This is a genomic window from Cupriavidus sp. 2TAF22 (assembly GCF_052115045.1).
Taxonomy (GTDB): domain Bacteria; phylum Pseudomonadota; class Gammaproteobacteria; order Burkholderiales; family Burkholderiaceae; genus Cupriavidus.
Genome location: NZ_JBFRFX010000020.1, coordinates 66,227 through 86,236 on the forward strand (window position 1 = coordinate 66,227; position 20,010 = coordinate 86,236).

At 68.9% G+C, this 20,010-nt stretch carries 18 protein-coding genes and 2 tRNA genes; 4 read left to right on the forward strand and 16 right to left on the reverse strand.

The features are described from left to right. Positions 1 to 91: 91 nt before the first annotated feature. Positions 92 to 2,215 carry a polyphosphate kinase 1 gene (gene ppk1 / locus AB4Z48_RS23280; protein ID WP_441618293.1) on the reverse strand — a complete coding sequence of 708 codons (2,124 nt, stop codon included), beginning with the start codon at positions 2,213 to 2,215 and terminating at the stop codon, positions 92 to 94. Positions 2,216 to 2,358: 143 nt separating this feature from the next. Here ppk1 and ppx point away from each other — a divergent pair, with 143 nt between their 5' ends. Continuing rightward, positions 2,359 to 3,891: an exopolyphosphatase gene (gene ppx / locus AB4Z48_RS23285; protein WP_441618295.1), complete on the forward strand. Its 1,533-nt coding sequence runs from the start codon at positions 2,359 to 2,361 to the stop codon at positions 3,889 to 3,891. A 96-nt stretch (positions 3,892 to 3,987) separates the two neighbouring features. On the opposite strand, the gene AB4Z48_RS23290 is transcribed toward ppx, so the two are convergent. From AB4Z48_RS23290 to AB4Z48_RS23305, 4 genes are all read right to left on the reverse strand, one after another. Further along, positions 3,988 to 4,842, reverse strand: a complete 855-nt coding sequence (locus AB4Z48_RS23290; RefSeq protein ID WP_441618297.1) for a GNAT family N-acetyltransferase — start codon at positions 4,840 to 4,842, stop codon at positions 3,988 to 3,990. Between the two features lie 185 nt (positions 4,843 to 5,027). After that, positions 5,028 to 5,504 (reverse strand): SixA phosphatase family protein, encoded by a 477-nt coding sequence (locus AB4Z48_RS23295; RefSeq protein ID WP_441618299.1) that lies wholly within the window; start codon positions 5,502 to 5,504, stop codon positions 5,028 to 5,030. A 409-nt stretch (positions 5,505 to 5,913) separates the two neighbouring features. Continuing rightward, positions 5,914 to 6,135, reverse strand: coding sequence for a translation initiation factor IF-1 (infA, locus tag AB4Z48_RS23300; protein WP_017230249.1), 222 nt, complete (start codon positions 6,133 to 6,135; stop codon positions 5,914 to 5,916). Between the two features lie 776 nt (positions 6,136 to 6,911). Further along, positions 6,912 to 6,988 (reverse strand) — tRNA-Pro (locus AB4Z48_RS23305). Positions 6,989 to 7,403: 415 nt separating this feature from the next. Here AB4Z48_RS23305 and AB4Z48_RS23310 point away from each other — a divergent pair. Beyond that, positions 7,404 to 8,618, forward strand: a complete 1,215-nt coding sequence (locus AB4Z48_RS23310; protein WP_441618301.1) for a GGDEF domain-containing protein — start codon at positions 7,404 to 7,406, stop codon at positions 8,616 to 8,618. Between the two features lie 111 nt (positions 8,619 to 8,729). After that, positions 8,730 to 8,806, forward strand: a tRNA-Arg gene (locus AB4Z48_RS23315). A 123-nt stretch (positions 8,807 to 8,929) separates the two neighbouring features. On the opposite strand, the gene AB4Z48_RS23320 is transcribed toward AB4Z48_RS23315, so the two are convergent. Next, positions 8,930 to 9,529 carry a Fur family transcriptional regulator gene (locus tag AB4Z48_RS23320; protein ID WP_441618303.1) on the reverse strand — a complete coding sequence of 200 codons (600 nt, stop codon included), beginning with the start codon at positions 9,527 to 9,529 and terminating at the stop codon, positions 8,930 to 8,932. A 305-nt stretch (positions 9,530 to 9,834) separates the two neighbouring features. On the opposite strand from AB4Z48_RS23320, the gene AB4Z48_RS23325 reads away from it, so the two are divergent. After that, positions 9,835 to 10,395, forward strand: coding sequence for a helix-turn-helix transcriptional regulator (locus AB4Z48_RS23325; RefSeq protein WP_441618305.1), 561 nt, complete (start codon positions 9,835 to 9,837; stop codon positions 10,393 to 10,395). Positions 10,396 to 10,479: 84 nt separating this feature from the next. Here the strand turns inward: AB4Z48_RS23325 and AB4Z48_RS23330 are convergent, their stop codons facing one another. Genes AB4Z48_RS23330 through AB4Z48_RS23375 form a run of 10 tightly spaced genes read right to left on the reverse strand, consistent with a single transcriptional unit; the run spans position 10,480 to position 19,719 of the window. Continuing rightward, entirely contained in the window at positions 10,480 to 11,031 is a 552-nt protein-coding gene (locus tag AB4Z48_RS23330; protein WP_441618307.1) for a type II secretion system protein, read from the reverse strand. Positions 11,032 to 11,033: 2 nt separating this feature from the next. Further along, positions 11,034 to 11,456, reverse strand: a complete 423-nt coding sequence (locus AB4Z48_RS23335) for a type II secretion system protein (protein WP_441618309.1) — start codon at positions 11,454 to 11,456, stop codon at positions 11,034 to 11,036. 6 nt (positions 11,457 to 11,462) lie between these two features. After that, entirely contained in the window at positions 11,463 to 11,981 is a 519-nt protein-coding gene (locus tag AB4Z48_RS23340) for a type II secretion system protein (protein ID WP_441618311.1), read from the reverse strand. Beyond that, entirely contained in the window at positions 11,978 to 14,323 is a 2,346-nt protein-coding gene (locus tag AB4Z48_RS23345; protein ID WP_441618313.1) for a secretin N-terminal domain-containing protein, read from the reverse strand. The genes AB4Z48_RS23340 and AB4Z48_RS23345 overlap by 4 nt, the downstream gene beginning before the upstream one ends. After that, positions 14,323 to 14,841 carry a hypothetical protein gene (locus tag AB4Z48_RS23350; protein WP_441618315.1) on the reverse strand — a complete coding sequence of 173 codons (519 nt, stop codon included), beginning with the start codon at positions 14,839 to 14,841 and terminating at the stop codon, positions 14,323 to 14,325. The genes AB4Z48_RS23345 and AB4Z48_RS23350 overlap by 1 nt, the downstream gene beginning before the upstream one ends. Continuing rightward, positions 14,838 to 15,497: a hypothetical protein gene (locus AB4Z48_RS23355; RefSeq protein WP_441618317.1), complete on the reverse strand. Its 660-nt coding sequence runs from the start codon at positions 15,495 to 15,497 to the stop codon at positions 14,838 to 14,840. Before AB4Z48_RS23355 ends, AB4Z48_RS23350 begins: the two co-directional genes overlap by 4 nt. Continuing rightward, positions 15,494 to 16,042, reverse strand: coding sequence for a hypothetical protein (locus tag AB4Z48_RS23360; protein ID WP_441618319.1), 549 nt, complete (start codon positions 16,040 to 16,042; stop codon positions 15,494 to 15,496). The genes AB4Z48_RS23355 and AB4Z48_RS23360 overlap by 4 nt, the downstream gene beginning before the upstream one ends. Continuing rightward, a complete protein-coding gene (locus AB4Z48_RS23365; protein WP_441618321.1) occupies positions 16,039 to 16,845 on the reverse strand; it encodes a hypothetical protein in 807 nt (268 codons plus the stop codon). The genes AB4Z48_RS23360 and AB4Z48_RS23365 overlap by 4 nt, the downstream gene beginning before the upstream one ends. Next, positions 16,838 to 18,526: a GspE/PulE family protein gene (locus AB4Z48_RS23370; protein WP_441618323.1), complete on the reverse strand. Its 1,689-nt coding sequence runs from the start codon at positions 18,524 to 18,526 to the stop codon at positions 16,838 to 16,840. The genes AB4Z48_RS23365 and AB4Z48_RS23370 overlap by 8 nt, the downstream gene beginning before the upstream one ends. Further along, positions 18,523 to 19,719: a type II secretion system F family protein gene (locus tag AB4Z48_RS23375; RefSeq protein WP_441618325.1), complete on the reverse strand. Its 1,197-nt coding sequence runs from the start codon at positions 19,717 to 19,719 to the stop codon at positions 18,523 to 18,525. The genes AB4Z48_RS23370 and AB4Z48_RS23375 overlap by 4 nt, the downstream gene beginning before the upstream one ends. Positions 19,720 to 20,010 lie beyond the last annotated feature (291 nt).

Sequence of the window (20,010 nt, forward strand, 5' to 3'; positions counted from 1 at the left end):
TGGCGCTCCCGGTCGGCGGCCCGCTCCCCGCATCGGTTGGCCGGGTTGCCCGCACGCGCGGCGGCCATCCTTGCGCGCCGGCGCGCGGGCCTCAGGCGGCGGCGAACATCGCCAGCAGCTCGTTCTGGCTGACGTGCGGCTGCTTGGACTTGGTGTGCTTGCGGATGTAGCTTCCGTCGGGCTGCATGATCCACGCCGAGGCGTTGTCGTCCAGGTGCACGCGCAGGCTTTCCTTGATCACGCGCGCCTTGAGTGCCTTGTCCAGCACCGGGAACGCCACTTCCACGCGGCGGAACAGGTTGCGGTCCATCCAGTCCGCGCTGGACAGGTAGGTCACCTCGGCGCCGTCGGCGAGGAAGTAGTAGACGCGATGGTGCTCCAGGAAGCGCCCGACGACGGAGCGCACCGAGATGTTCTCCGACAGGCCCGGCACGCCGGGCCGCAGCGCGCAGACGCCGCGCACGATCAGGTCGATCTTCACGCCGGCGCGCGAGGCCTTGTACAGCTCGTCGATGATGGAGGGCTCCAGTAGCGCGTTCATCTTGGCGATGACGCGCGCGCGCTTGCCGGCGCGGGCGTTGCGGGCCTCGGCGCGGATATGCTCCACCAGGTTGCTGTGCATGGTGAAGGGCGACTGCCACAGGTGGTTCAGGCGGATGGTGCCCGCGGTGCCGGTGAGCAGCTGGAAGACATGCTGCACGTCTTCGCAGATCTGCTCGTCGGCGGTCAGCAGGCCGAAGTCCGTGTACAGCCGCGCGGTGCGCGGGTGGTAGTTGCCGGTGCCGAGGTGGGCGTAGCGGCGCAGCTTGAACTGCTTGCTCTTGGCGCTCGCCAGTTCACGCCGCACGATCAGCAGCATCTTGGCGTGGCACTTGTGGCCCACCACGCCGTAGACCACATGCGCGCCGGCGGATTCGAGCCGCTCGGCCCAGTTGATGTTGGTCTCTTCGTCGAAGCGCGCCAGCAGTTCCACCACGACCGTGACTTCCTTGCCGTTGCGCGCCGCGGTCATCAGGGCTTCCATGACCGGCGATTCGTTGCCGGTGCGGTAGACCGTCTGCTTGATCGCCACCACGGCGGGATCGACGGCGGCCTGCTGCAGCAGGTCCAGCACCGAGCTGAAGCTTTCGTAGGGATGGTGCAGCAGCACGTCGTGCTGGCGGATCGCATCGAACATCGGCGTGCCCGGCACGAACACCTTGACCGGCGCCGGCACGTGCGGCGGGTACTTGAGGGCAGGGCGGTCGACCAGGTCGGGGATCTGCATCAGCCGCACCAGGTTGACCGGGCCGCTCACACGGTAGACGTCCTGCTCGCCGAGCCCGGATTCGAGCAGCAGGCGGCGGGCGATCGCCGGCGGTGTGTCGGATGAAATCTCCAGCCGCACGGTGTCGCCGAAGTGGCGTGCGGGAAGCTCGCCCTGCAATGCTTCGCGCAGGTCGGTGATATCGTCCTCGGAGACGAACAGGTCGGAGTTGCGGGTCACGCGGAACTGGTAGCAGCCGTTGACCTTGATGGCGGGGAACAGCTCGTGCACGAAGCCTTGCATGAAGGACGACAGCAGCACGAAGCCGTAGGAGTAGCCCGACAGGTCTTCGGGCATGCGCACCATGCGCGGCAGCGCGCGCGGGGCCTGCACGATGGCGAGGTCGGCCTCGCGGCCGAAGGCGTCCTTGCCCGACAGCTCGATGACGAAGTTCAGGCTCTTGTTGAGCACGCGCGGGAACGGGTGGGCGGGGTCGAGCGCGATCGGCGTCAGTACCGGGCCCAGTTCGCGCAGGAAAAAGCCGCGTGCCCAGTCGCGCTGTGCCTCGTTCCAGGTCGAGGCCAGGTGGAAGAACACGCCTTCCTTTTCGAGCAGGGGGAAAATCACGTTCTGCAGCATGTCATACTGCATGGCCACGAGCTTTTGCACACGCTCGGTGACGACCTGGTAGGCCTGCTGCAGGGACAGGCCGTCGGGCGTGATGCCGGACGGGTTGTCGCGCATCTGCTCCTTCAGCCCGGCCATGCGGATCTCGAAGAACTCGTCCAGATTGCTTGAAACGATGCAGATGAACTTGAGCCGCTCCAGCAGCGGCACCTTGGGGTCAGCGGCCTGCGCCATCACGCGCGCGTTGAATTCCAGAATGCCCAGTTCGCGGTTGAGCAGCGTGCCGGGTGGGCTTGTCGACATTGGCATGACCTTCTTTTGGTAATGCGGCGACTTTTTCATAGAATCATGTCAAATTGATGACAAAGTGATTTTGTCATGATGCGGACATGAAAGAGACATATTTTCTGTCTCCGGGCGCATCGTGCCCCAGATACCGCTAACTGTGCCGCGCGTTGCGGCGCTTATCCAGATTCCCTACAGCGATGAACCAAACTCCACGCTTGCTGGCCGCCGTCGACATGGGCTCCAACAGCTTTCGCCTGATGATCGGGAGGGTGGACGAGAGCCAGACCGCTTCCGGGACGGCGAGCCAGATCTTCCAGGTCGATGCGCTGCGCGAGCCGGTGCGGCTGGCGGCAGGCCTCACACCCGACAAATACCTCGACCAGCCGGCTCGCCGGCGCGGCATCGACGCCCTGCGGCGCTTCGGCGACCGCCTGCGCGATTTCTCGGCCGACCATGTGCGCGCGGTGGCCACCAATACGCTGCGCGTGGCCAAGAACGCCTCGGAGTTCCTGATCGAGGCCGAGAGCGCGCTGGGATTCCCCATCGAAGTGATCGCCGGGCGCGAAGAAGCGCGGCTGATCTACCTGGGCGCGTCGCACGATGCACCGGCCTGCGCGGGCAACCGTCTGGTGGTGGACATCGGCGGCGGTTCCACCGAGTTCATCATCGGCAGCGGCTATGGGTCCAAGTTGATGGAGAGCCTCTATATCGGCTGCGTCTCGCATAGCCGGCAATTCTTCCCCAGCGGCAACGTCGACGAATACGCGATGAAGCAGGCCGAGCTGGCCGCGCGCCGCGAGATCCAGGTGCTGGTGCGCCAGTACCGCGCCGCCGGCTGGCAGCAGGCAGTGGGCTCGTCGGGCACGGCGCGCGCGCTGGCCGAGCTGATCGAGCTCAACGGCATGAACGACAACCCGGCGGAGCACGGCATCACGCGCGAAGGGCTCGAGCGCCTCAAGCGGGCGCTGGTCAAGGCCGAGAACACCAACCGCGTGAAGCTGGTGGGGCTCAAGGCGGATCGCATCCCGGTGCTGCCGGGCGGGCTCTCGATCATGCTTGGCGTGTTCGCCGAACTCGACATCGAGCGCATGGACGTCACCGACGGCGCGCTGCGCCTCGGCGTGTTGTACGACCTGCTGGGCCGTACGCACCACGAAGACATGCGCACGATCACCGTGGACCAGTTCATGCGGCGCTATGGTGTCGACCGCGCCCAGGCGCAGCGCGTGCAGTCGGCGGCGCTGGGCCTGCTGGCGCAGTTTCCGGAGCCGCGCAACGAACGCCGCGACGACAACCTGGCGCTGCTGGGCTGGGCCGCGGGGCTGCACGAGATCGGCATGACCATCTCGCACAGCGGCTATCACAAGCACTCGGCGTATATCGCCACGCATGCCGACATGCCGGGCTTCTCGAAGACYGACCAGGCGCGCCTGTCTACGCTGCTGCTCGGCCATGCCGGCAAGCTGGGCAAGCTGTCGGGTAGCGGCAAGTTCGTGGACTGGCGCATGCTGTTCAGCCTGCGCCTGGCCTTCGTGCTGTGCCGGCGCCGCGCCGACGAGCCGCTGCCGGAAATCGCCGTGGGCCAGCGCTCGGATGCGCTGAACGAAGGCTTCGAAGTGCGCCTGCCCAAGGCCTGGATCGAGGCCAATCCGCTGGTCGAATACAGCCTGGCGCAGGAGGCCGACGAGTGGGAGCGCATCGGCAAGCGCTACAAGGTAGTGTACGGCTGAGCGGGGAAGGGGGCGGCCGGGAGCCGCCCGCAGCCACCTGCGGGCTGGTGGCCCGGCAGGCGCGAACGGCGGCCGTCCGCGCGGGTGCTGCCAGGCTCAGGCGCCGCGATTCAGGCCAAGGAAGTGGCGCGCGTAGCGGGGGTTCATGTCGTTGACGCGCAGCAGCGTGAGGAAGTCCGCCACGTTGAAGTCGGGGTCCCATGCCGGCATGCCGCAGATGCGGGCGCCAAGCCGCAGGTAGCCCTTGATCAGCGCGGGCGGCTCCACGTCCAGCGTCTGGTTCAGTTCATCGATCGGCAGGGCCAGGCGCGGGAACGCGTGGTATTCGATCGGCGCCAGCGCGCGTTCGGCAAACACGCGGTACAGGCTGGCCGCATAGTGGCCGCCGTCGCTCATCGGCACGCTGGCGCAGCCCAGCATCGACTCGATGCCCCAGCGCTGCAGGTACTCGCCCAGGCCGCCCCACAACGCCATGATCACGCTGCCCGAGCGGTAGTCGCGGTGCACGCACGAGCGGCCCAGCTCGACCATCTTGGGCTTGAGGTGGGCCAGGCGCACGAGATCGAATTCCGATTCGGCGTACAGGCAGCCGATGCGCTTGGCCTGGTGCGGCGCCATCACGCGGTAGGTGCCGACGACCTTCAGCGTGGCGAGGTCGCGCACGATCAGGTGGTCGCAATAGGCGTCGAACATGTCGACGTCGAGTTCGGGCGTGGACGGGTTCAGGCGGGCGCCCATTTCCTCGGCGAAGACCTTGTAGCGCAGGCGCTGCGCCTCGACTACTTCGTCTTGGTGGCGCGCCCACGCCACGCTGAAAGCAGGCTGTTCATGCCCTTGGGCATGTGCTTGTGCAGGTGGCGGGCGATGAAGACGCCTCCGCGCCGAATGGCCGGCTTGGCCATTGGGCAAGGAATCGAACAGCGGCTGGGTGGGCGTCGGGAGCTCTCGCATCAGTATGTCCTTTCGGTGACGAAACTGTTGCGGTCGAATGTAGATAGGGCAGGTGACAGTGCCGTGAAGCGGTCGTGACGGTTCGGTGACTGTGCAACGCAGCGTGGGCGGTCCGGCGTGCGGTGACGCGCTCGCGGACGAACGCCGGAGCCGCTGCGGGGCCGGTGGGCTACAAGGCTACAAGGCTAGAGGAACTCGGGATTGATCACCGCGCGCAGCACCACTTGCGATTCGCTTTCGCGCGTACGCCCGGACAGCCACCATATCCCGCTCTTGCGCACGCTCCAGTTCATTTCCGATCCGGCCAGCAGGAGGCTGGCCATGCGACCGATCCAGGGCTGGTGTCCGACCACCACGATATGCTCGGCGCCCTGAGGCCAGTCGATGGCCGCCAGCACCGCGCTGACGTCCGCGCCGGGCGCCAGGTCGGGCAGGATTTCCGCGTTCTCGCGCAGGGCGGCGGCGGTTTCGCGTGTGCGCAGGGCGGGACTGCACACCACGCGCGCGCCGGCCGGCAGGTGGGCGCGCAGCCAGGCCGCGGACGCATCGGCCTGCTTGTGGCCACGGCGGGTCAGCGGGCGCTGCAGGTCGGCATTGCGGGTCAGGCCAAGTGCGGCGGGCAGTTCCTCGGCTTCAGCGTGGCGCCACAGGATCAGGTTCATGGAAGCGGAAAACTTGCGCAGGAAATGGTTGGAAACGAAGGAAAGTACGTCACGAGTATGGCAATGCGCGTACCGGCGTGCAAGGCGGGCAAACACCGGGCATGCACCGGGCATGCACCGGGCATGCATTTGCGAGCATCGCAAGCCGGCGTGACAGACATGTGACGGGGCGGGCATGCGGCAGGCGCGTGCGGCGGGGCAGGAATCAGGGCGGGGAATAAGGGCAGGGATACCGGCCAGGGAATGCTGCGAGAGGCTGGTGCCAGTGCCGCCCGAGTCCCGCGTGCCGGGATTCCGGCACATCCAGGTCGCGGCGGCACGATGCATCCCGGGGCAGGTCCGTGTTGCGCGGTGCCCTCGGAATGCGGTCAGGCGCAGCACCCGCCAGTGCGGCGGACGCTGGAAAAAATCAGGCTTTGTGGCGGAAGTTGATGCGGCCCTTGGTCAGGTCATAGGGCGACATTTCCAGCGTCACGCGGTCACCGGCCAGAATGCGGATGCGGTGCTTCTGCATCTTGCCCGAGGCATAGGCCCAGATTTCCACGCCGTTTTCCAGCGTTACGCGGTAACGATTGTCGGGGAGGGCTTCCGAGACAACGCCGCCAAATTCAATAAGTTCTTCCTTAGCCAATCTGTTTCCTTTAGGGCAGCCGGGGCTGCATGAATGTCGGTAAATCCGGTGAGGCGGATGCCGCTTGCTGCGGGCGTTTCCGCGAGGCCCGGGTGCCAGCAGTGACAAGCGCCGGCTTGCTTGGTTGCGCCGAAAAGTTGCGGGAGGCAAGCTGACCCGGACCGGCACGGCGACTGCACGTGCAAACATGGTCCACGTTAGGGAATCGCCAGGGGGCGCGTCAGAGCCCGGCTGATTGCCTTGCCGGTTGCGGCCCATGCCAAAGCGGCCGTGCTACCGTGATAGGTGTGGGGCAATGCGCGGACACGATGTTTCCGGTGGCTCGCCGGCACTGTGCCGTTATTCAACCGCGGCATCGGGCAGGGGCGCCCGGTTACAGGGCATGCTGCATTCACCCCGGGCTAACGCGCGATTATACCACGGCGACGCCGCGCCGGCGTCGCTGCGCGCCCTGCGCGGGTCGGTGCCCGAACCCGCCGAACGGCAGGAAAAGCAGGGAAAAAGTGCGCGACCGGGCTGGTGGCGGAATGAAAAGTGGCGCGGGCGGTTTGCGGTTGCGCCCCGGGCCGGTGTCCGTCCTTGTGGCATGCGAGGCATCCCGTGTTCGTGGCAATGCGGGCGCGTCACAGGCGGGGCGAGCCCGCGGGCTTCTTTCCAGGGCCGTTTCGTGTCATTCGCGTGTGGACGGGTCGGAACCCGACCGGAGCCGGTCCGGGACAAGACGAAAAAAAGGCTTAGACCTGATGGTCTAAGCCTTTGATCTCATTTACTAAAACTGGTCGGGGCGACATGATTCGAACATGCGACCCTCTGATCCCAAATCAGATGCGCTACCAGGCTGCGCTACGCCCCGAAGCGGCGAATTGTAGCCCGGCTGGGCCCCGGGGGTCAAACGTTAGTTTAGTGCGCGCCTGAGTTGCCGCCGGGCGCCGCCGCGGTGCGGTCGATGCCCCCTGCAGGAAGGGCGATGGCGCGCTTGACTTGGTCGCGAGCGCTGACATAATCCGCACACTTCGGCGGCCACGCCCCGCGCCCGGTCAGGCGCGAGGGCAGGCGGGCTGCCGGCGGACTGGCGTGAGCATGATGACAAGAGTGCGGAAGTACGAGCGTGCCCTCACAGCAGTTGCGGGGCCGAGCCCCAGGTCGCCGGGGCGCACGCGGGCGGCCCGGAGTTCAGAAGAAAGAATGGCGCAAACCCCTGGGCTGCGGGTCCCGGGGGCGCGAGGCGGCGCGCTGTGGCGCCGCCTGCCAAGTTGGACGGGGAAATCATGTTTCAGTCGCAGGTCAGTGTGCTGGTCGCGGGTCTTTTCGGGCTGCAGATGGCGGTGGTGTTCGCCGTGCTGCGGCGCACGCCGGGCATCGGCCGCGCCGGCCTCGGCGCCTGGGTGGCTGGCGAGTTGCTGGTGACGGCAGCCACCGCGCTGCTCGCCGCACAGGGCTATCTGCCGGAATGGCCGATCCTCAGCCTGGTCGATGTCGTCATGACGGCGGCGCTGGCGCTGATGGTGTATGGCGCCCGCCGCTTCTTTGACAGGTCCGGGGGCGCGGCTTCGCTGTGCATGCTGAACCTGGCGGTGCTGGGCACCACGCTCTACTTCGAACTGCAGGGAGCGCCCCCGGCCGGCCCCGCGCTCGTGTTCGCGCTTGCCAATATCTATCTTCCGCTGGCCTTGCTGCGCGTGGTGGCGCCACAGGTGCCCGCCAGGCGCGGCACCGGCCGCCTGGCGGCGCTTTCGCTTGGCCTGATCGCCGTCGGCTGTGCCGGCATCGGTCTCTACCAGGCAGCCGACCTGACCCTGGTGCCCGCCGGCCTGCTGCTGCCCAGGCGCGCGCCGCAGGAAACCTTCACCGTCCTGCAGGCGTTCGGCATCGTCAGCCTGTCGGTCAGTTTCGCGCTGATGGCCCACGACCGCCTGCGCCGCCGCCTCGAGCACCGCGCCAGCTATGACGACTTGACGGACGTGCTGTCGCGCGGCCCCTACTGGGCGGCGCTGGAAGAAGCCTGCCAGCAGGCTGACCGGCACCAGCGCCCGCTGGCGGTCGCGTTCATCGACCTCGATCATTTCAAGGCGATCAACGATCTCTACGGGCACCTGGCCGGCGACAGCGTGCTGCGCCACTTCAGCGGCCTGTTGCGCAAGACGCTGCGTGCCGGCGATTTCGCCGGCCGCCTGGGCGGGGAGGAGTTCGGCATCGTGATGCCTGACACCTCGCTCGAGCAGGGCCGCGCACTCAGCCTGCGCCTGAACACCCTGGTGCGCACCACGCCGTGTCCGTCGGAGCCGGATGCGATTCCCTATACGGTCAGCATCGGCATGGCCGAGCGGCTGCCCGGCGAGGGCGCCGACGACCTCATGCGCCGGGCCGACAATGCGCTCTACGACGCCAAGCACATGGGGCGCAACTGTGTCGCCACGCAGCCGACCGACCGCCACGCCGGGATGCCGGCAGCGCCACGCATGCGGATCTCCCAGGCCTCGTGATGCATTCCGGCGCATTGCGGCGCCTGGCCATATGTGACGCGGCGCGCGGCTGATGTAGAATACCGGCCTTCGCACCGGGCCCGGCAGCGCATCGCCGCGGCGTCCCGCGATCCGCCCTTAGCTCAGCTGGATAGAGCACTCGCCTTCTAAGCGAGCGGTCAGAGGTTCGAGTCCTCTAGGGCGGGCCAGTGTTTCCCGGGCAGCGACCGCGGCTGTAGTCCCGCGGGCTGCGCTGCCGTCTCCCTTCCTGCCTTCCGTCCCGCTTTCCTTTCCGCCTTCCTTCTTATTTTCTGCGCCCGCCGGTTTTGCAGTCAGGCGCCCTCGGCCGCCACCGGTTCCGGCGCTGGCGCGTTGCCCTCCGAGCACTGCCGGCAGGTGCCGAGCAACGCGCCACGGACCGCCGCGGGCCGCAGGCCTTTCGTTTCGAGCATGCGGCGCTGCAGGTCGAGCAGCGCGTCGTCGTGGACATCTTCGATACGCTGGCACCGTTCGCAGAACAGATGCTCGTGTGCGGGCTGGTCGTTTGGCTCGTAGTGATGGGACAACACATTGCGCCGGCTCACCGAGACGCGTCGCAACAGGCCGATGTCCGCCAGTTCGTAGATCGCCGCCTTGAACGTGGAAAGCGGGAGCCGCAGTCCTGTCGCCAGCAGCAGCCGGCACAGCGCTTCCGAGGTCCGGTGGCGGTCGCCGGCTTGCCACGCCAGCGCAAGCACGGCTGCGCGGGCCAGCGTCGGCGCGAGGTCCCGCGCGGCGATTTCGCTGCACGCCCGTGCCAGCAACGCGGGACTGAGCGTGCTGGCCTCCGCCGCGCGCATGGACTGCACCAGTGGCGTGGCGTCGTGCCCGCGGTCGCGCGCCTCGTCCAGGGCTTGCAATGCCGGTGAGGCGTCGCGTTGTCCGGATTCCATCTGTGCCTCTCCTGTACCGCTGTTGGGTTGCCGCTGTCATGCGCCTGGCGTGCGGCACGCAGTGACATCGGTTCCCAATCTACTTTTTTCCAACGCACTTTCGCTTCCGGCAAACGTCCTGACTACGCGATGACCCTATCGGCTATATGCCCTGTAGAATCGACGCCACGTGGACTGTGCGCAGAAGTTGCTGGCAGTCATGCGAACACGGACCCGGCAATGCCAATAATTCGACCGGAACCCGTGCCGTCGCCATAGCGGTTTTGGGGGAAGCTCCGCGACGCGCGGAGGGGGGAGGGTGCCAGATGAATCGAGATCACATGTCGGCCCGGCTGCTGGCGCTGCTGGGCTTTTTCCCGGTGTACCAGGTGTGGGACCTGGCCCAGCTCTACCAATCGGGCGGCGCCGTGCACTGCGTCGCCGAGGCGGTCGCCACGGGGGTCTTCCTGTGGATACTGATCATGCTCTACCGCGACCGGCAACGTGCCGGCAATCGCCTGCTGGAGTTGCAGACGCTCTCGCGCGCGCACGACCGCGCGATCGCCGAGCGCGACAAGCCGGCGCGCCAGTCGACGCATCATTTCCTGCAGCAGATACAGGAGCAATTCGAGAAATGGCGGCTCACGCAGGCGGAGAAGGACATCGCCCTGCTGCTGATCAAGGGCCTGACCCTCGACGAGATCGCCGCCGTGCGCGAGAGCCGCAGCAAGACCGTCAGGCAGCACGCGACCAATATCTATGCGAAGGCCGGCCTCGACGGGCGCCACCACCTGGCGGCCTTCTTCCTGGAAGACCTGCTTGCGCCGCCGGGCGCTCCAGATGTCGCGCCGGGGCTCGGCGTGGCGCAGCCTGCCGTCGCGCAATGACCGCGGCGCAGTGACCGCGGGCGCGGGCGTGGACGTACGCTGCGCCTCGCCAAGACGGCGGCTGCGGCAGGCATCGGCCCGACCTCAGAAGCGCGGGGGCTGCGGCGCCACGGCGCCGCGAACGGCGGCGGCCGCGGGTGCGATGGCCTCGGGCGGCACCATGAATTTCCATTCCTGGTACGACGCCTTGCCTTCGAAATCCTGGAAGCGCAGCTCGAAGTTGCCGATCTTGATCGGCCGGCCGGTCGCCAGGCTGTAGACGCCCATGATGCCGGGCCCCGGCACCGCCTGCACCATGCCCCAGGCCTCCTCGCCCGTCAGCGGGTCCACATAGAGCTTGCGCAGGTGGCGGCGCGGCGTCGGATAGCGCGGGTCCTTCAGCAGCGCCTGCAGGCTCGGCGGCGTGCGCGGCTGGCCAGGCGGAGTCGCATTGGCGTAGCTGATGAAGGCCTCGCGGAACTCGGTGCCGATCGACAGCAGTTCCTCCTCGGCGGCGCGGCGCTGCGCCACCGCGCCGAGCTGCAGCGTGGCCGCCCCGGCGACGCCGATCACGGCGACCATCAGGATCAGCCCAATATAGCCGAAGCCGCGTGCGCGCCTGGCGTTCCTGGCTTGCCTGAAGTGCCGGGCCGCCATGGCTAGCGCTGGGAGAAGGGCACGTTGCCGGCGCCGCTGCCGGGCGCGCTGCTGCGCAGGTCGTAGACGCGGCCCTTGCTGGCATCTTCCGGCGGCACGATGGTCCATCCGCTGCTGCTCCTGGCGACTGGGTCGAACGGCAGCGTGCGGAGGTATTTTTTCTCGACCAGTTCCTCGAGCGATTCCGGATACCGCCCCGTGTCGCCATAGAACTTGTCGATGGTGGCGCGCGCGGTCGCCAGGTTATCGACGAGCACCGTCTCGCGCGCGATGTCGATGCTGTGGAAGTAGCGCGGCACCGCCAGCGTCAGCAGCAGCGCGACGATGGCCAGCACCACCAGCAGCTCCACCAGCGTGAAGCCGCGGGCAGGGCGAGCGAGGCGCGGGCAGGGTAGGCGGGGGAAAAGCAGCGGCCGCGCGTCCATCGTTCGTCACCATTTCCTGTAAGGCACGCCGTTCAGGCCGGTCTGGCCCGAGCGGGTGTAGACGTCGTAGATGTCGTCGCCTTCCTGCGGCGCGTCGGGCTCGCTCGCATAGCTGCGCTTGCCCCAGGCCGCGGATTCCGGGCCGGACGTGTCTGCCGCCAGCGGGTCGCGCGGCACCCTGCGCAGGAAGTACATCTTGCTGCGGGTCGGGCTGCGCTGGTCGAGCACGCCCTCGGCCAGGATCTCCAGGTTCTTCGGGTATCCCGTGGTCCCCGCCATCTTCGGGATGCGGCCTTCGTCGCTGGCGCGCTTGTACGCGTCGATGGCGGTGCGGATATCGCGCAGCGCGCGCCGCAGCTCCTGCTCCTTGGCGCGCTGCACGCTCACCTGCGCCAGCGGCAGCGCGATGGTGGCCAGCACGCCCAGAATCGCCAGCGTGACCAGCAACTCGATCAGCGTGAAGCCGCGCGCAGACGCCGCGCCGCGCGGCGGCGGGCTCGGGCGGGCGTTGGCCGGCGCTTTCACGGCTGTACCTGCACCACATGCGGCGCCGGTGCGCGCGCGGAGATCGCGCTGCCCTTGAGCCCCACCGGCGCGGTGGTGAGCAGCTGGATGGCCGATGCATTGGTCGGGGCCAGCGCGCGGAAGTTGATGCTGGCGAAGTTGCCGCTGCCGCTGGCGCCGCTGCTGTCGGTGCGCGTGCCGGTGATGAGCAGCTGGCCCGCGCCATCGACCTTGCTGGTGAAGCTGGTCTGCGCGCCGCCCTGTCGCAGGAACCCCCCCTCGACCACGCCGCCCGCCTCGAAGACCTTGTCGTCGAACGTGATCGCGACTGGCACGCTGGTGACCGGGCGCGCGGACTGCATCGACAGCTGCAGCGTGAACGTGTCGCCGACCTTCAGTTGCTGCGCGCCTTGCCAGCTCATCTGCGCGCTGCCGGGCGCGCTGACGAGCGGGGCGGCCTGGGCCGCGGGCGGATCGGCATCGGCGTCCGGCGCGGGCTGCGCCGCGGCACCGGGATCGGCGGCGGTGCCGGCTGGCGCGGCCGCGGCCGCGGCTGGCAGCGATACGGGCATGGCCACGGCCTGCGCGGCGCCCGCGCCGGGCTGGCCGGACAGCGCGATCAGTGGTGCGCGGGCGGACGGCACGGTCAGGCCCTCGGGCCGCAGCCGCAAGCTCGTTTCCGTTCCCGCGGCGAAGGTCAGCACGGCTGGCGCGGGACGCTCGATATTGCGGATCAGGTGGGGCGTGATCGATAACACGATCTCGGTGTTCTGGTTTTCGTCGGCGGAGCTGCCGAACAGGCGGCTGAGCACCGGCAGGTCCCCGAGGCCGGGAATCTTCTTCGCGTTGCGGCGGTCCTCGTCGCTGATCAGGCCGGCCAGCACCTGGTTCTCGCCGTCGCGCAGGCGCAGCGTCGTGCTGGCCGTGCGCGTGCCGATCTGGTAGGCCACCGAGCCCGACTTGGTCGTGAGCTGGCTCACGATGTTGCTGACTTCGAGCGAGACCTTGATCGCCACGTCGTTGTCCAGGTGCACCGCAGGCTCCACGTCCAGCTTCAGGCCGACATCAATGTAGTTGATGGACTCCGATGCGAAGCCGGTAGCGGTGGATGTGGTGGTGATCAACGGCACGCGGTCGCCGATCAGGATCTTGGCCTTCTCGTGGTTGCGCGCGCGGATGCGCGGATTGGCGAGCAGCTTCGCGGAGGACTCGATGGTGCCTGCGTTGATGGTCAGCGGCCCGATGCCGGCCGCCACCTTCGAGCTGGTCAGGTTCATCAGGTCGCGCAGCGTCAGCACGCCGCCGGCGGCGGATGGGATCGGGGTCAGGCTCAGGCTGTCGGGCCAGGCCACGCCGAGCGTGGTGAGCCGGTCGCGCTTGACCTCCAGGATCTCCACCTCCAGCATGACTTCCGGCTCCGGCACGTCGTGCAGCGCCACCAGCCGCGACGCCAGCCGGATCGCCTCGGGGCTGTCGCGCACGATCAGCATGTTGAGCTTGTCGTCGACGACGACGTCGCGCGTCTTGAGGATGGTCTTGAGCGTGTTGGCCACCATCTTGGCGTCGGTGTTGGCGAGGTGGAAGGTGCGGACCATCAGCTCCTGGTAGTCCTTGAGCTTGTTCGGCGTGTTCGGGTAGATCAGCACCGTATTCTCGTTGAGCACCTGCTGCTCGAGCTGGTTCGTCAGCAGCGTGAAGAACACCACGGACTCGACCGTGCTGTTGCGCAGGAACACCGTGGCCTTCTGGTCTGTGCGCACGTCCTTGTCGAACAGGAAGTTCAGCCCGGACGAGCGCGACACCACCTCGAACAGCTGCTTCAGCGTGACGTCGCGGAACTCGATCGAGATCGGCTTCTTGTAGGCGAGCGCCAGCATCGAGTCGGCCGGGCGGCCGCCGATGTCCTCGGCAGCGCGCCGCGCGGCGCCCGCCGCGTTTTCCGTGGCGGCCACCGCGGCGCCGCGCGCCTTGGCGCGCGCCGCGTCGATCGCGCGCAATCCGGCGAGCGCGCGTTCGTTGGCGCGGTCCAGCGTCAGCGCGCGGCGGTAGATGGCATCGGCCAGGTCCGGCTTGCCGGAGGCCGCCTCGCGCTCGGCGCGCTCCACATAGCTGTTCACGGCCTGCTCGCGCGCCCGCATGTAGCCCATGCGGTACTGCACGTCCTTCGGGTCCAGGATCATGGCTTCCTGGTACTTGCCCATCGCTTCCTCCTGCCGCCCGCTGGCCGCCAGGTCCCGGCCTTCGCGATAGGCCTTGTCGGCGGCGCAGCCGCCCAGCAGCAGCGAAGCGGCGAGCAGGCACGCGGTCCCGGCCCGGCTTGCGAGGCGGGCGAGGGCGCGCGTGGATTGGTTGACTTGCGGCATCAGTCTGCCTCCCCGAGGGACAGTTTCTGCACCTGCTTGAGCGGCAGGTACGTGATGGTCAGGGTCGTCGGCGTGATCGCTTCGGCGCGATAGGTGCCATCGATCATGCTGTGTTCGCGCACGACGTAGGTGTCGCCGCCGCGCGCGAGGTAGGCTTCCCACTTGCCGTTCTCCTGCTTCTTGCCGAGGTAGGTGAAGGGCAGCGGCGGCGCAGTGGGCTTCGGCGGGGGCGCCACGGCGACGGGCGGCGGTGGCGGCGGGGGGGGCGTCCAGTTGTGGCTGTCGAAGAGCGTGCCGTCGGCGGTGTCGCCAGCCCCCAGCAGCTCGGCCCGGTTGTGCAGCGCCAGGATGACGGGCTCGCCGCCGGCCGCGCGCGCTGCAGGGGTGGCCGCCTGCGTGGCATCGGCGCGCGTCACGGCGGCGACGATATCGTCGCCACTCGGCGAGCGGTCGCCGAAGATGGCCAGCGCCGCGGCCGCGAGCAGCGCGGCACCAAGTGCGAGATGCCTGGGCTTCATGGCTGCTGAGCCTGCATGGCGACAATGGTGCCCGGCGCGGGCACCGGGGCCGGCGCGGCCACGGGTTCGGGCGCCGCCGCCGGCGCGGCGGGCATGTCCTTCAGGTGCAAGGTGAAGCGCAGCCGCGCCTCCAGCGTGCCGCTGCCGATCGCGTCGCGGCGGAACGTGATCTCGTCGAGCGAGGCGAACGGGATCGCGAGCAGCGTCTTTTCGCAGAAACGGCGGATGGCGGCGTACGAGCCATTGACCGGCAGCAGGATCTGGTAGCTGTACACGCGGCTGTGGCGGTCGTACACCGACTTGTAGTCGGCCTTGGCCAGCACCAGTCCGTTCTCCCTGGCCTTGTCGAACAGTGTCAGCAACTCCTGCTCGATGTGGCGGCGGTCGCCGAGCGCGCCGTAGAAGAGGGCAAGCCGGTCCTGTGCCGACGTGGGCACGGCCGGTTTCGGCGCGCTCTGCGCGATCCGCTGCGCCATGCGCTCGCGTTGCAGCGAGGCGTGTTGCTGCGCCACGCTGGCCTGCTCGAGCGGGACCCACCAGAGCCAGCACAGCGCGCCCGCCAGGCACAGCGCCGCGGCGACGAGCGTGCCGGCCGCGTTGCGGAACAGCGCGAGACGCGCCTGCAACAGCGATTGCCCGATCAGATGCGTGTTCATTTGTCGCTCTCCGCCCACTGCGCAAGAAACTGGAACCGCAGCGGCCTGTTGGGATCCTGTTCGTTGAGTTCATGCCGCAGCAGCACCACCGACGAGAAGAACGGCTGGCTGCCCACGCGGGCGATGTAGGCGAGCATGTCGGTGCCGTCCTTCGCTTCCGCCACGCCCTTGATGGCGTGGCGGGCTGCGTCCGGGGACAGTTCGAGCAACGCGATGCTGCCTGCGGGCGTCGCCGCCTCGACGGCGCGGAACAGGTCACGCCACGGCAGGTTCAGGCGGGACACGACGTCGTTGACGGCGGCGGCCTGCGCGACCTCCACCGGTGCGGCGTGCCGCGCCGCCTGGCTGTATCCGGCCACGCGCGCGCGCATCTGCTGCAGCTGCCCGCGCTCGAGGTCGCCTTGCCGCGCAAGTCCGGTGGCCGTCACGGCCGCGCTCGCGCATAGCGCCACCCCGGCCGCGCCGGCCAGCCACGCAGCCGGCCGGGTGCCGGCCACGAACCGCCACAGCGAGCGCGGAGCGAAATCGACCCGGCTTGCCTTCATGGCCGTGCTCCGGTGAGGGCGAGTTCCGCGCCGGCCGTTGCCTGCGCCATCACGCCGTCGAGCGCCACGCATTGCGGCGCCTGCACCCCGGCGTCGAACCACGCCGCGGGGACCTGTCCGCACAGGCAGAGCCGCGCGGGCGCCGGCAAGCCGTGGCGCAGCGCTTCGCGCGCCAGTTGCACCGCCAGCCAGGTGCGGTCAAGCGGCGCGATGGCCGGCACCGGCAGCGTGCGCACATCGGTGAGCCGTCCGTGGTCGACCAGGCCCAGCACCAGCGCGTCGTCGTCCATCACGCCGAACCAGGCCCCGCGCGGCAGGGCACGCCGCCAGCGGTTCCACGCAGCGATGAAGCGCGGCTGGATGGCGACCAGCGCGAGGCGGTGGTCCGTGGCCGCCTGGCGCAGTCCGTCCACCAGGCACCGGGGCGCGGCGCAGGCCAGGAACGCGTGCTTCGCATCGCAGTCCGCGCTGATTGCCCAGTCCTCCGCGCGGTCCGCGTAGAGCTGGCCGAAGCGCATGCCGATGGCCGCCTGGCAGTCGCGCAGCCGCTCCGTGTTGCGCGGCGGCGTGACCATGAACATGCGTGTCCAGGCGCTGCCGAGGATCACGGATGTGGGCATGCGGGTGCAGCCGGTGTCCGCCAGCGCTGCGCGCAGGCCGGACAGGGCGCCCACGTCGGGCTCGGCGCTCAGCGGCGCTTCGGCCAGCAGTTCGTTGGTCCGGCGCAGCCAGCCGCATCGGCGCACGAGCGCCACCGAGGACGTGGACAAGCCGATGCGCAGGGAGAGAGGACGTTTATTCATGGAGCGTGACCCGTTTGATTTCTTCCAGCGTGGTGTCGCCTTGCCTGACCAGGTCGAGCGCGGCTTCGCGCAGACTGCGGCTGCCGTTGCGGCGGGCCGCTTCCTTGATCTGGCGGATCGGTCGTTTGTCGATGATCAGCTCGCGCAGCTCGTCGTTGAGGATCAGTATCTCGGCGATCGCGCGGCGCTTGCTGTACCCGGTGCCGCGACAGTCGCCGCAGCCCTTTCCCTGCATGAAGCGCCAGTCCGCGACATCGGCGCGGGCGAGGAACACCTTGGCCAGCTCCGCGTCGTCGGGCTCCTGCGCCGTGGCGCAGCGCGGGCAGTTGAGCCGCACCAGGCGCTGGGCCCAGATGCCATTGAGCGCCGACACGAAAGCGTAGGGATCGATCCCCATGTGCGTGAAGCGCCCGAACACGTCGTAGACGTTGTTGGCGTGTACCGTGGTCAGGACCAGGTGGCCGGTCAGCGCCGATTGCACGGCGATCTCGGCAGTCTCGCGGTCGCRGATCTCGCCGACCATGATCTTGTCCGGGTCGTGGCGCAGGATCGAGCGCAGGCCGCGGGCGAAGCTCAGCCCCTTCTTTTCGTTGACGGGGATCTGCAGGATGCCCTGCAGCTGGTACTCGACCGGGTCCTCGATGGTGATGATCTTGTCGCGCCCGTTGTGGATCTCGGTCAGCGCGGCATAGAGCGTGGTGGTCTTCCCGGAGCCGGTCGGGCCCGTCACCAGCAGCATGCCGTAGGGCTCCTGCGACAGCATCCGCAAGGCGACCAGCGACGGCCCGTCGAAGCCGAGCGCCTCGGGCGTCAGCGAGCCATAGGCGTCGATCATGGCGCGCTTGTCGAGGATCCGGATCACCGCATCTTCGCCGTGAATGCTGGGCATGATCGACAAGCGCAGGTCGATCTCGCGCCCGCCCGCCTCCACGCGGAAGCTGCCGTCCTGCGGCACGCGGCGCTCGGCGATGTCGAGCTCGGCCATGATCTTCAGGCGCGAGATCACCTGCTCGGCGATTTCCACGCCATGGGCGGTCGCGGCATGGTCGAGCACGCCGTCGATGCGGTATTTCACGGCAAGGCCCTGCGCGGTGCACTCGAGGTGGATGTCGGAGGCGCCGGCCTTGAGCGCGTCGTAGAGCGTGGAGTCGACCAGCTTGACCGCCGGGCTGGCCGCCTCGGACAGCGCGGCGAACGACAGCACGGCGGCGGTGCGGCTGCCGTGCGCCTCGCCGTCGGCGCTGCCGACGATGGCGTCCACCGCGCGCACGGTCTCTTCCTGCTTCGACAGGTAGGCCTGGATGTCGGCCTGCAAGGCGAGCCGGTACTCGACCGGCATGCCTGCGCGCGCCTCGAGCCACGTGTGCAGGTCGGTATCGAACGGGTCGGCGATCACCGCCACGCTGTGGCCGCCGTCGTCGCGCAGCAGCACGCAGCGGCGCTGCATGGCCTTGGACAGCGGCAGCTTGTCGAAGACCGGCGCCAGCGCGAGCATCTGCGCGGTCTCCAGCACCTGCAGGCCGAACGCCTGCGCCAGGCTGCGCACGAGGTCGCGTGGCTCGGCCCCGGTGAGGCTTTCGAGCTCGCTGATGAGCGGGCGCTGCGAGCGTTGCGCCTGCCTGCGCGCCTGCTGCAGCAGCGCCGCATCGATGACGATCTGCGGATCGGCGTTCGCGTTCATGTCAGGCCCCCGGCAAGGTCGAAGATCGGCATATAGAGCAGCACGACGATGGTGCCGACGATCAGGCCGATGGCGGCCATCAGCAGCGGCTCGAACATCCGCATGAAGCGCTCGATCCACCGGCCGATTTCGCCGTCGTAGAAATTGGCGGACTGCGTCAGCATGGCGCCCAGCTCGCCGCTGCGCTCTCCGACACGGAGCATGCGCAGCGAGACGGGCGTGGTGAGTCCCTGTGCCTCGAAGGCTTCGGACAGCGGCAGCCCGGACTGGATGGCCAGCCGCGCCGCGCCGAGATTGCCGCGCACGCCCGGCGCGGCCATCGCCTGCGCGGTGTCGATGGCGGCGACGATGTTGATGCCGCCCTCGAGCAGCATGCCAAGCGTCAGGTAGAGCCTGGAGAGCCCGACGATGCGCACGCATTCGCCGAGGCCGGGCAGGCATGCCAGCAGGGCGGCGATGCCGTGGCGGGCCAGCAGCCGGCGCGCCCCCAGCCACAGCGCCGCGGCGCCGAGCAGCGCCGCCGGCGCCAGCAGCGTGCCGTGGCGCCCGGCGAACTGCCCCCAGGCCAGCAGTTGCTGCGACAGCCACGGCAGGCTGCGTCCCGCGCCCTGGTACACCTCCGCGAAGCGCGGCACGACGTAGCCGATCAGGAACGCGCTCACGGCGCCGCCCACGATCAGCAGGATCACCGGGTAGATCGCGGCGCTGGTCAGCTTGCCGCGCACGGCGTCCAGGCGCTGCTGGTAGTCCACGTAGCGGCCCAGTGCCTGCGGCAGGTCGCTGGTGTTCTCCGCCGCCTGCACGATGCCAACATAGAGCGGGGGGAACACGCCTTGCCGCTCGGCCAGGACCCGCGAGAAGCGCTTGCCTTCGCGCAGCCCGGCCAGCAACTGCGCGAGGATATCGGCCGATGCCGCATTGCCTTCCTTCTCCTGCAGCGCTTCGAGGCATTCCACGAGACTCAGCCCGGCATTGAGCAGGGCCAGCAGTTCCTGGCTGAACAGCGCCACCGAGAAGCGGCCGCGCCGGCCGGGCAGGCGCGGCCCGCCCGCGTGCGCGCGCACCGGGATGACGGCAGCGGGATAGAGCCCGCGCGCCTCCACCTGGCTGCGCACGTCCGCTTCGTCACGGGCGTCAAGCCGCAGGCGGACCATCAGGTGGTCCGCTGAGAGGGCGCGCACATCAAACTGCATGGTGTTGTCTCCACGACTTCCGGTACCGGCGGTGCCTGGCCAGCGGGGAACGCGGGGTTCCCCGGGGCTCGGCGCGCCTCGACGCCTGGACAGCCTTGCCTGCGCCGCGCATTGGCGCGCGGTGCAGGGCGGCGTGCCTAGCAGCGTGCCTTGCTGGCGGGCATGCACGCGCGTCCCGCCGGGACGGTGCGTGCGCATCCCGCGCGCCAGTGCGCGTTCGCCGCCGGCCGGAGGCAATACCGGCTGCCCTTGTGGAAACTGGATATGGTTGGCTTCATGTCACCCCCGACC

Bases quoted from the DNA above. Each gene is read 5' to 3' on its own strand.
- AB4Z48_RS23375 (WP_441618325.1), bottom strand. From the start codon at position 19,719: ATGCAGTTTGATGTGCGCGCCCTCTCAGCGGACCACCTGATGGTCCGC.
- AB4Z48_RS23325 (WP_441618305.1), top strand. From the start codon at position 9,835: ATGAATCGAGATCACATGTCGGCCCGGCTGCTGGCGCTGCTGGGCTTT.
- AB4Z48_RS23330 (WP_441618307.1), bottom strand. From the start codon at position 11,031: ATGGCGGCCCGGCACTTCAGGCAAGCCAGGAACGCCAGGCGCGCACGC.
- AB4Z48_RS23310 (WP_441618301.1), top strand. From the start codon at position 7,404: ATGTTTCAGTCGCAGGTCAGTGTGCTGGTCGCGGGTCTTTTCGGGCTG.
- AB4Z48_RS23350 (WP_441618315.1), bottom strand. From the start codon at position 14,841: ATGAAGCCCAGGCATCTCGCACTTGGTGCCGCGCTGCTCGCGGCCGCG.
- AB4Z48_RS23290 (WP_441618297.1), bottom strand. From the start codon at position 4,842: ATGCGAGAGCTCCCGACGCCCACCCAGCCGCTGTTCGATTCCTTGCCC.
- AB4Z48_RS23320 (WP_441618303.1), bottom strand. From the start codon at position 9,529: ATGGAATCCGGACAACGCGACGCCTCACCGGCATTGCAAGCCCTGGAC.
- AB4Z48_RS23295 (WP_441618299.1), bottom strand. From the start codon at position 5,504: ATGAACCTGATCCTGTGGCGCCACGCTGAAGCCGAGGAACTGCCCGCC.
- AB4Z48_RS23335 (WP_441618309.1), bottom strand. From the start codon at position 11,456: ATGGACGCGCGGCCGCTGCTTTTCCCCCGCCTACCCTGCCCGCGCCTC.
- ppk1 (WP_441618293.1), bottom strand. From the start codon at position 2,215: ATGAAAAAGTCGCCGCATTACCAAAAGAAGGTCATGCCAATGTCGACA.
- AB4Z48_RS23345 (WP_441618313.1), bottom strand. From the start codon at position 14,323: ATGCCGCAAGTCAACCAATCCACGCGCGCCCTCGCCCGCCTCGCAAGC.
- AB4Z48_RS23355 (WP_441618317.1), bottom strand. From the start codon at position 15,497: ATGAACACGCATCTGATCGGGCAATCGCTGTTGCAGGCGCGTCTCGCG.
- AB4Z48_RS23360 (WP_441618319.1), bottom strand. From the start codon at position 16,042: ATGAAGGCAAGCCGGGTCGATTTCGCTCCGCGCTCGCTGTGGCGGTTC.
- AB4Z48_RS23365 (WP_441618321.1), bottom strand. From the start codon at position 16,845: ATGAATAAACGTCCTCTCTCCCTGCGCATCGGCTTGTCCACGTCCTCG.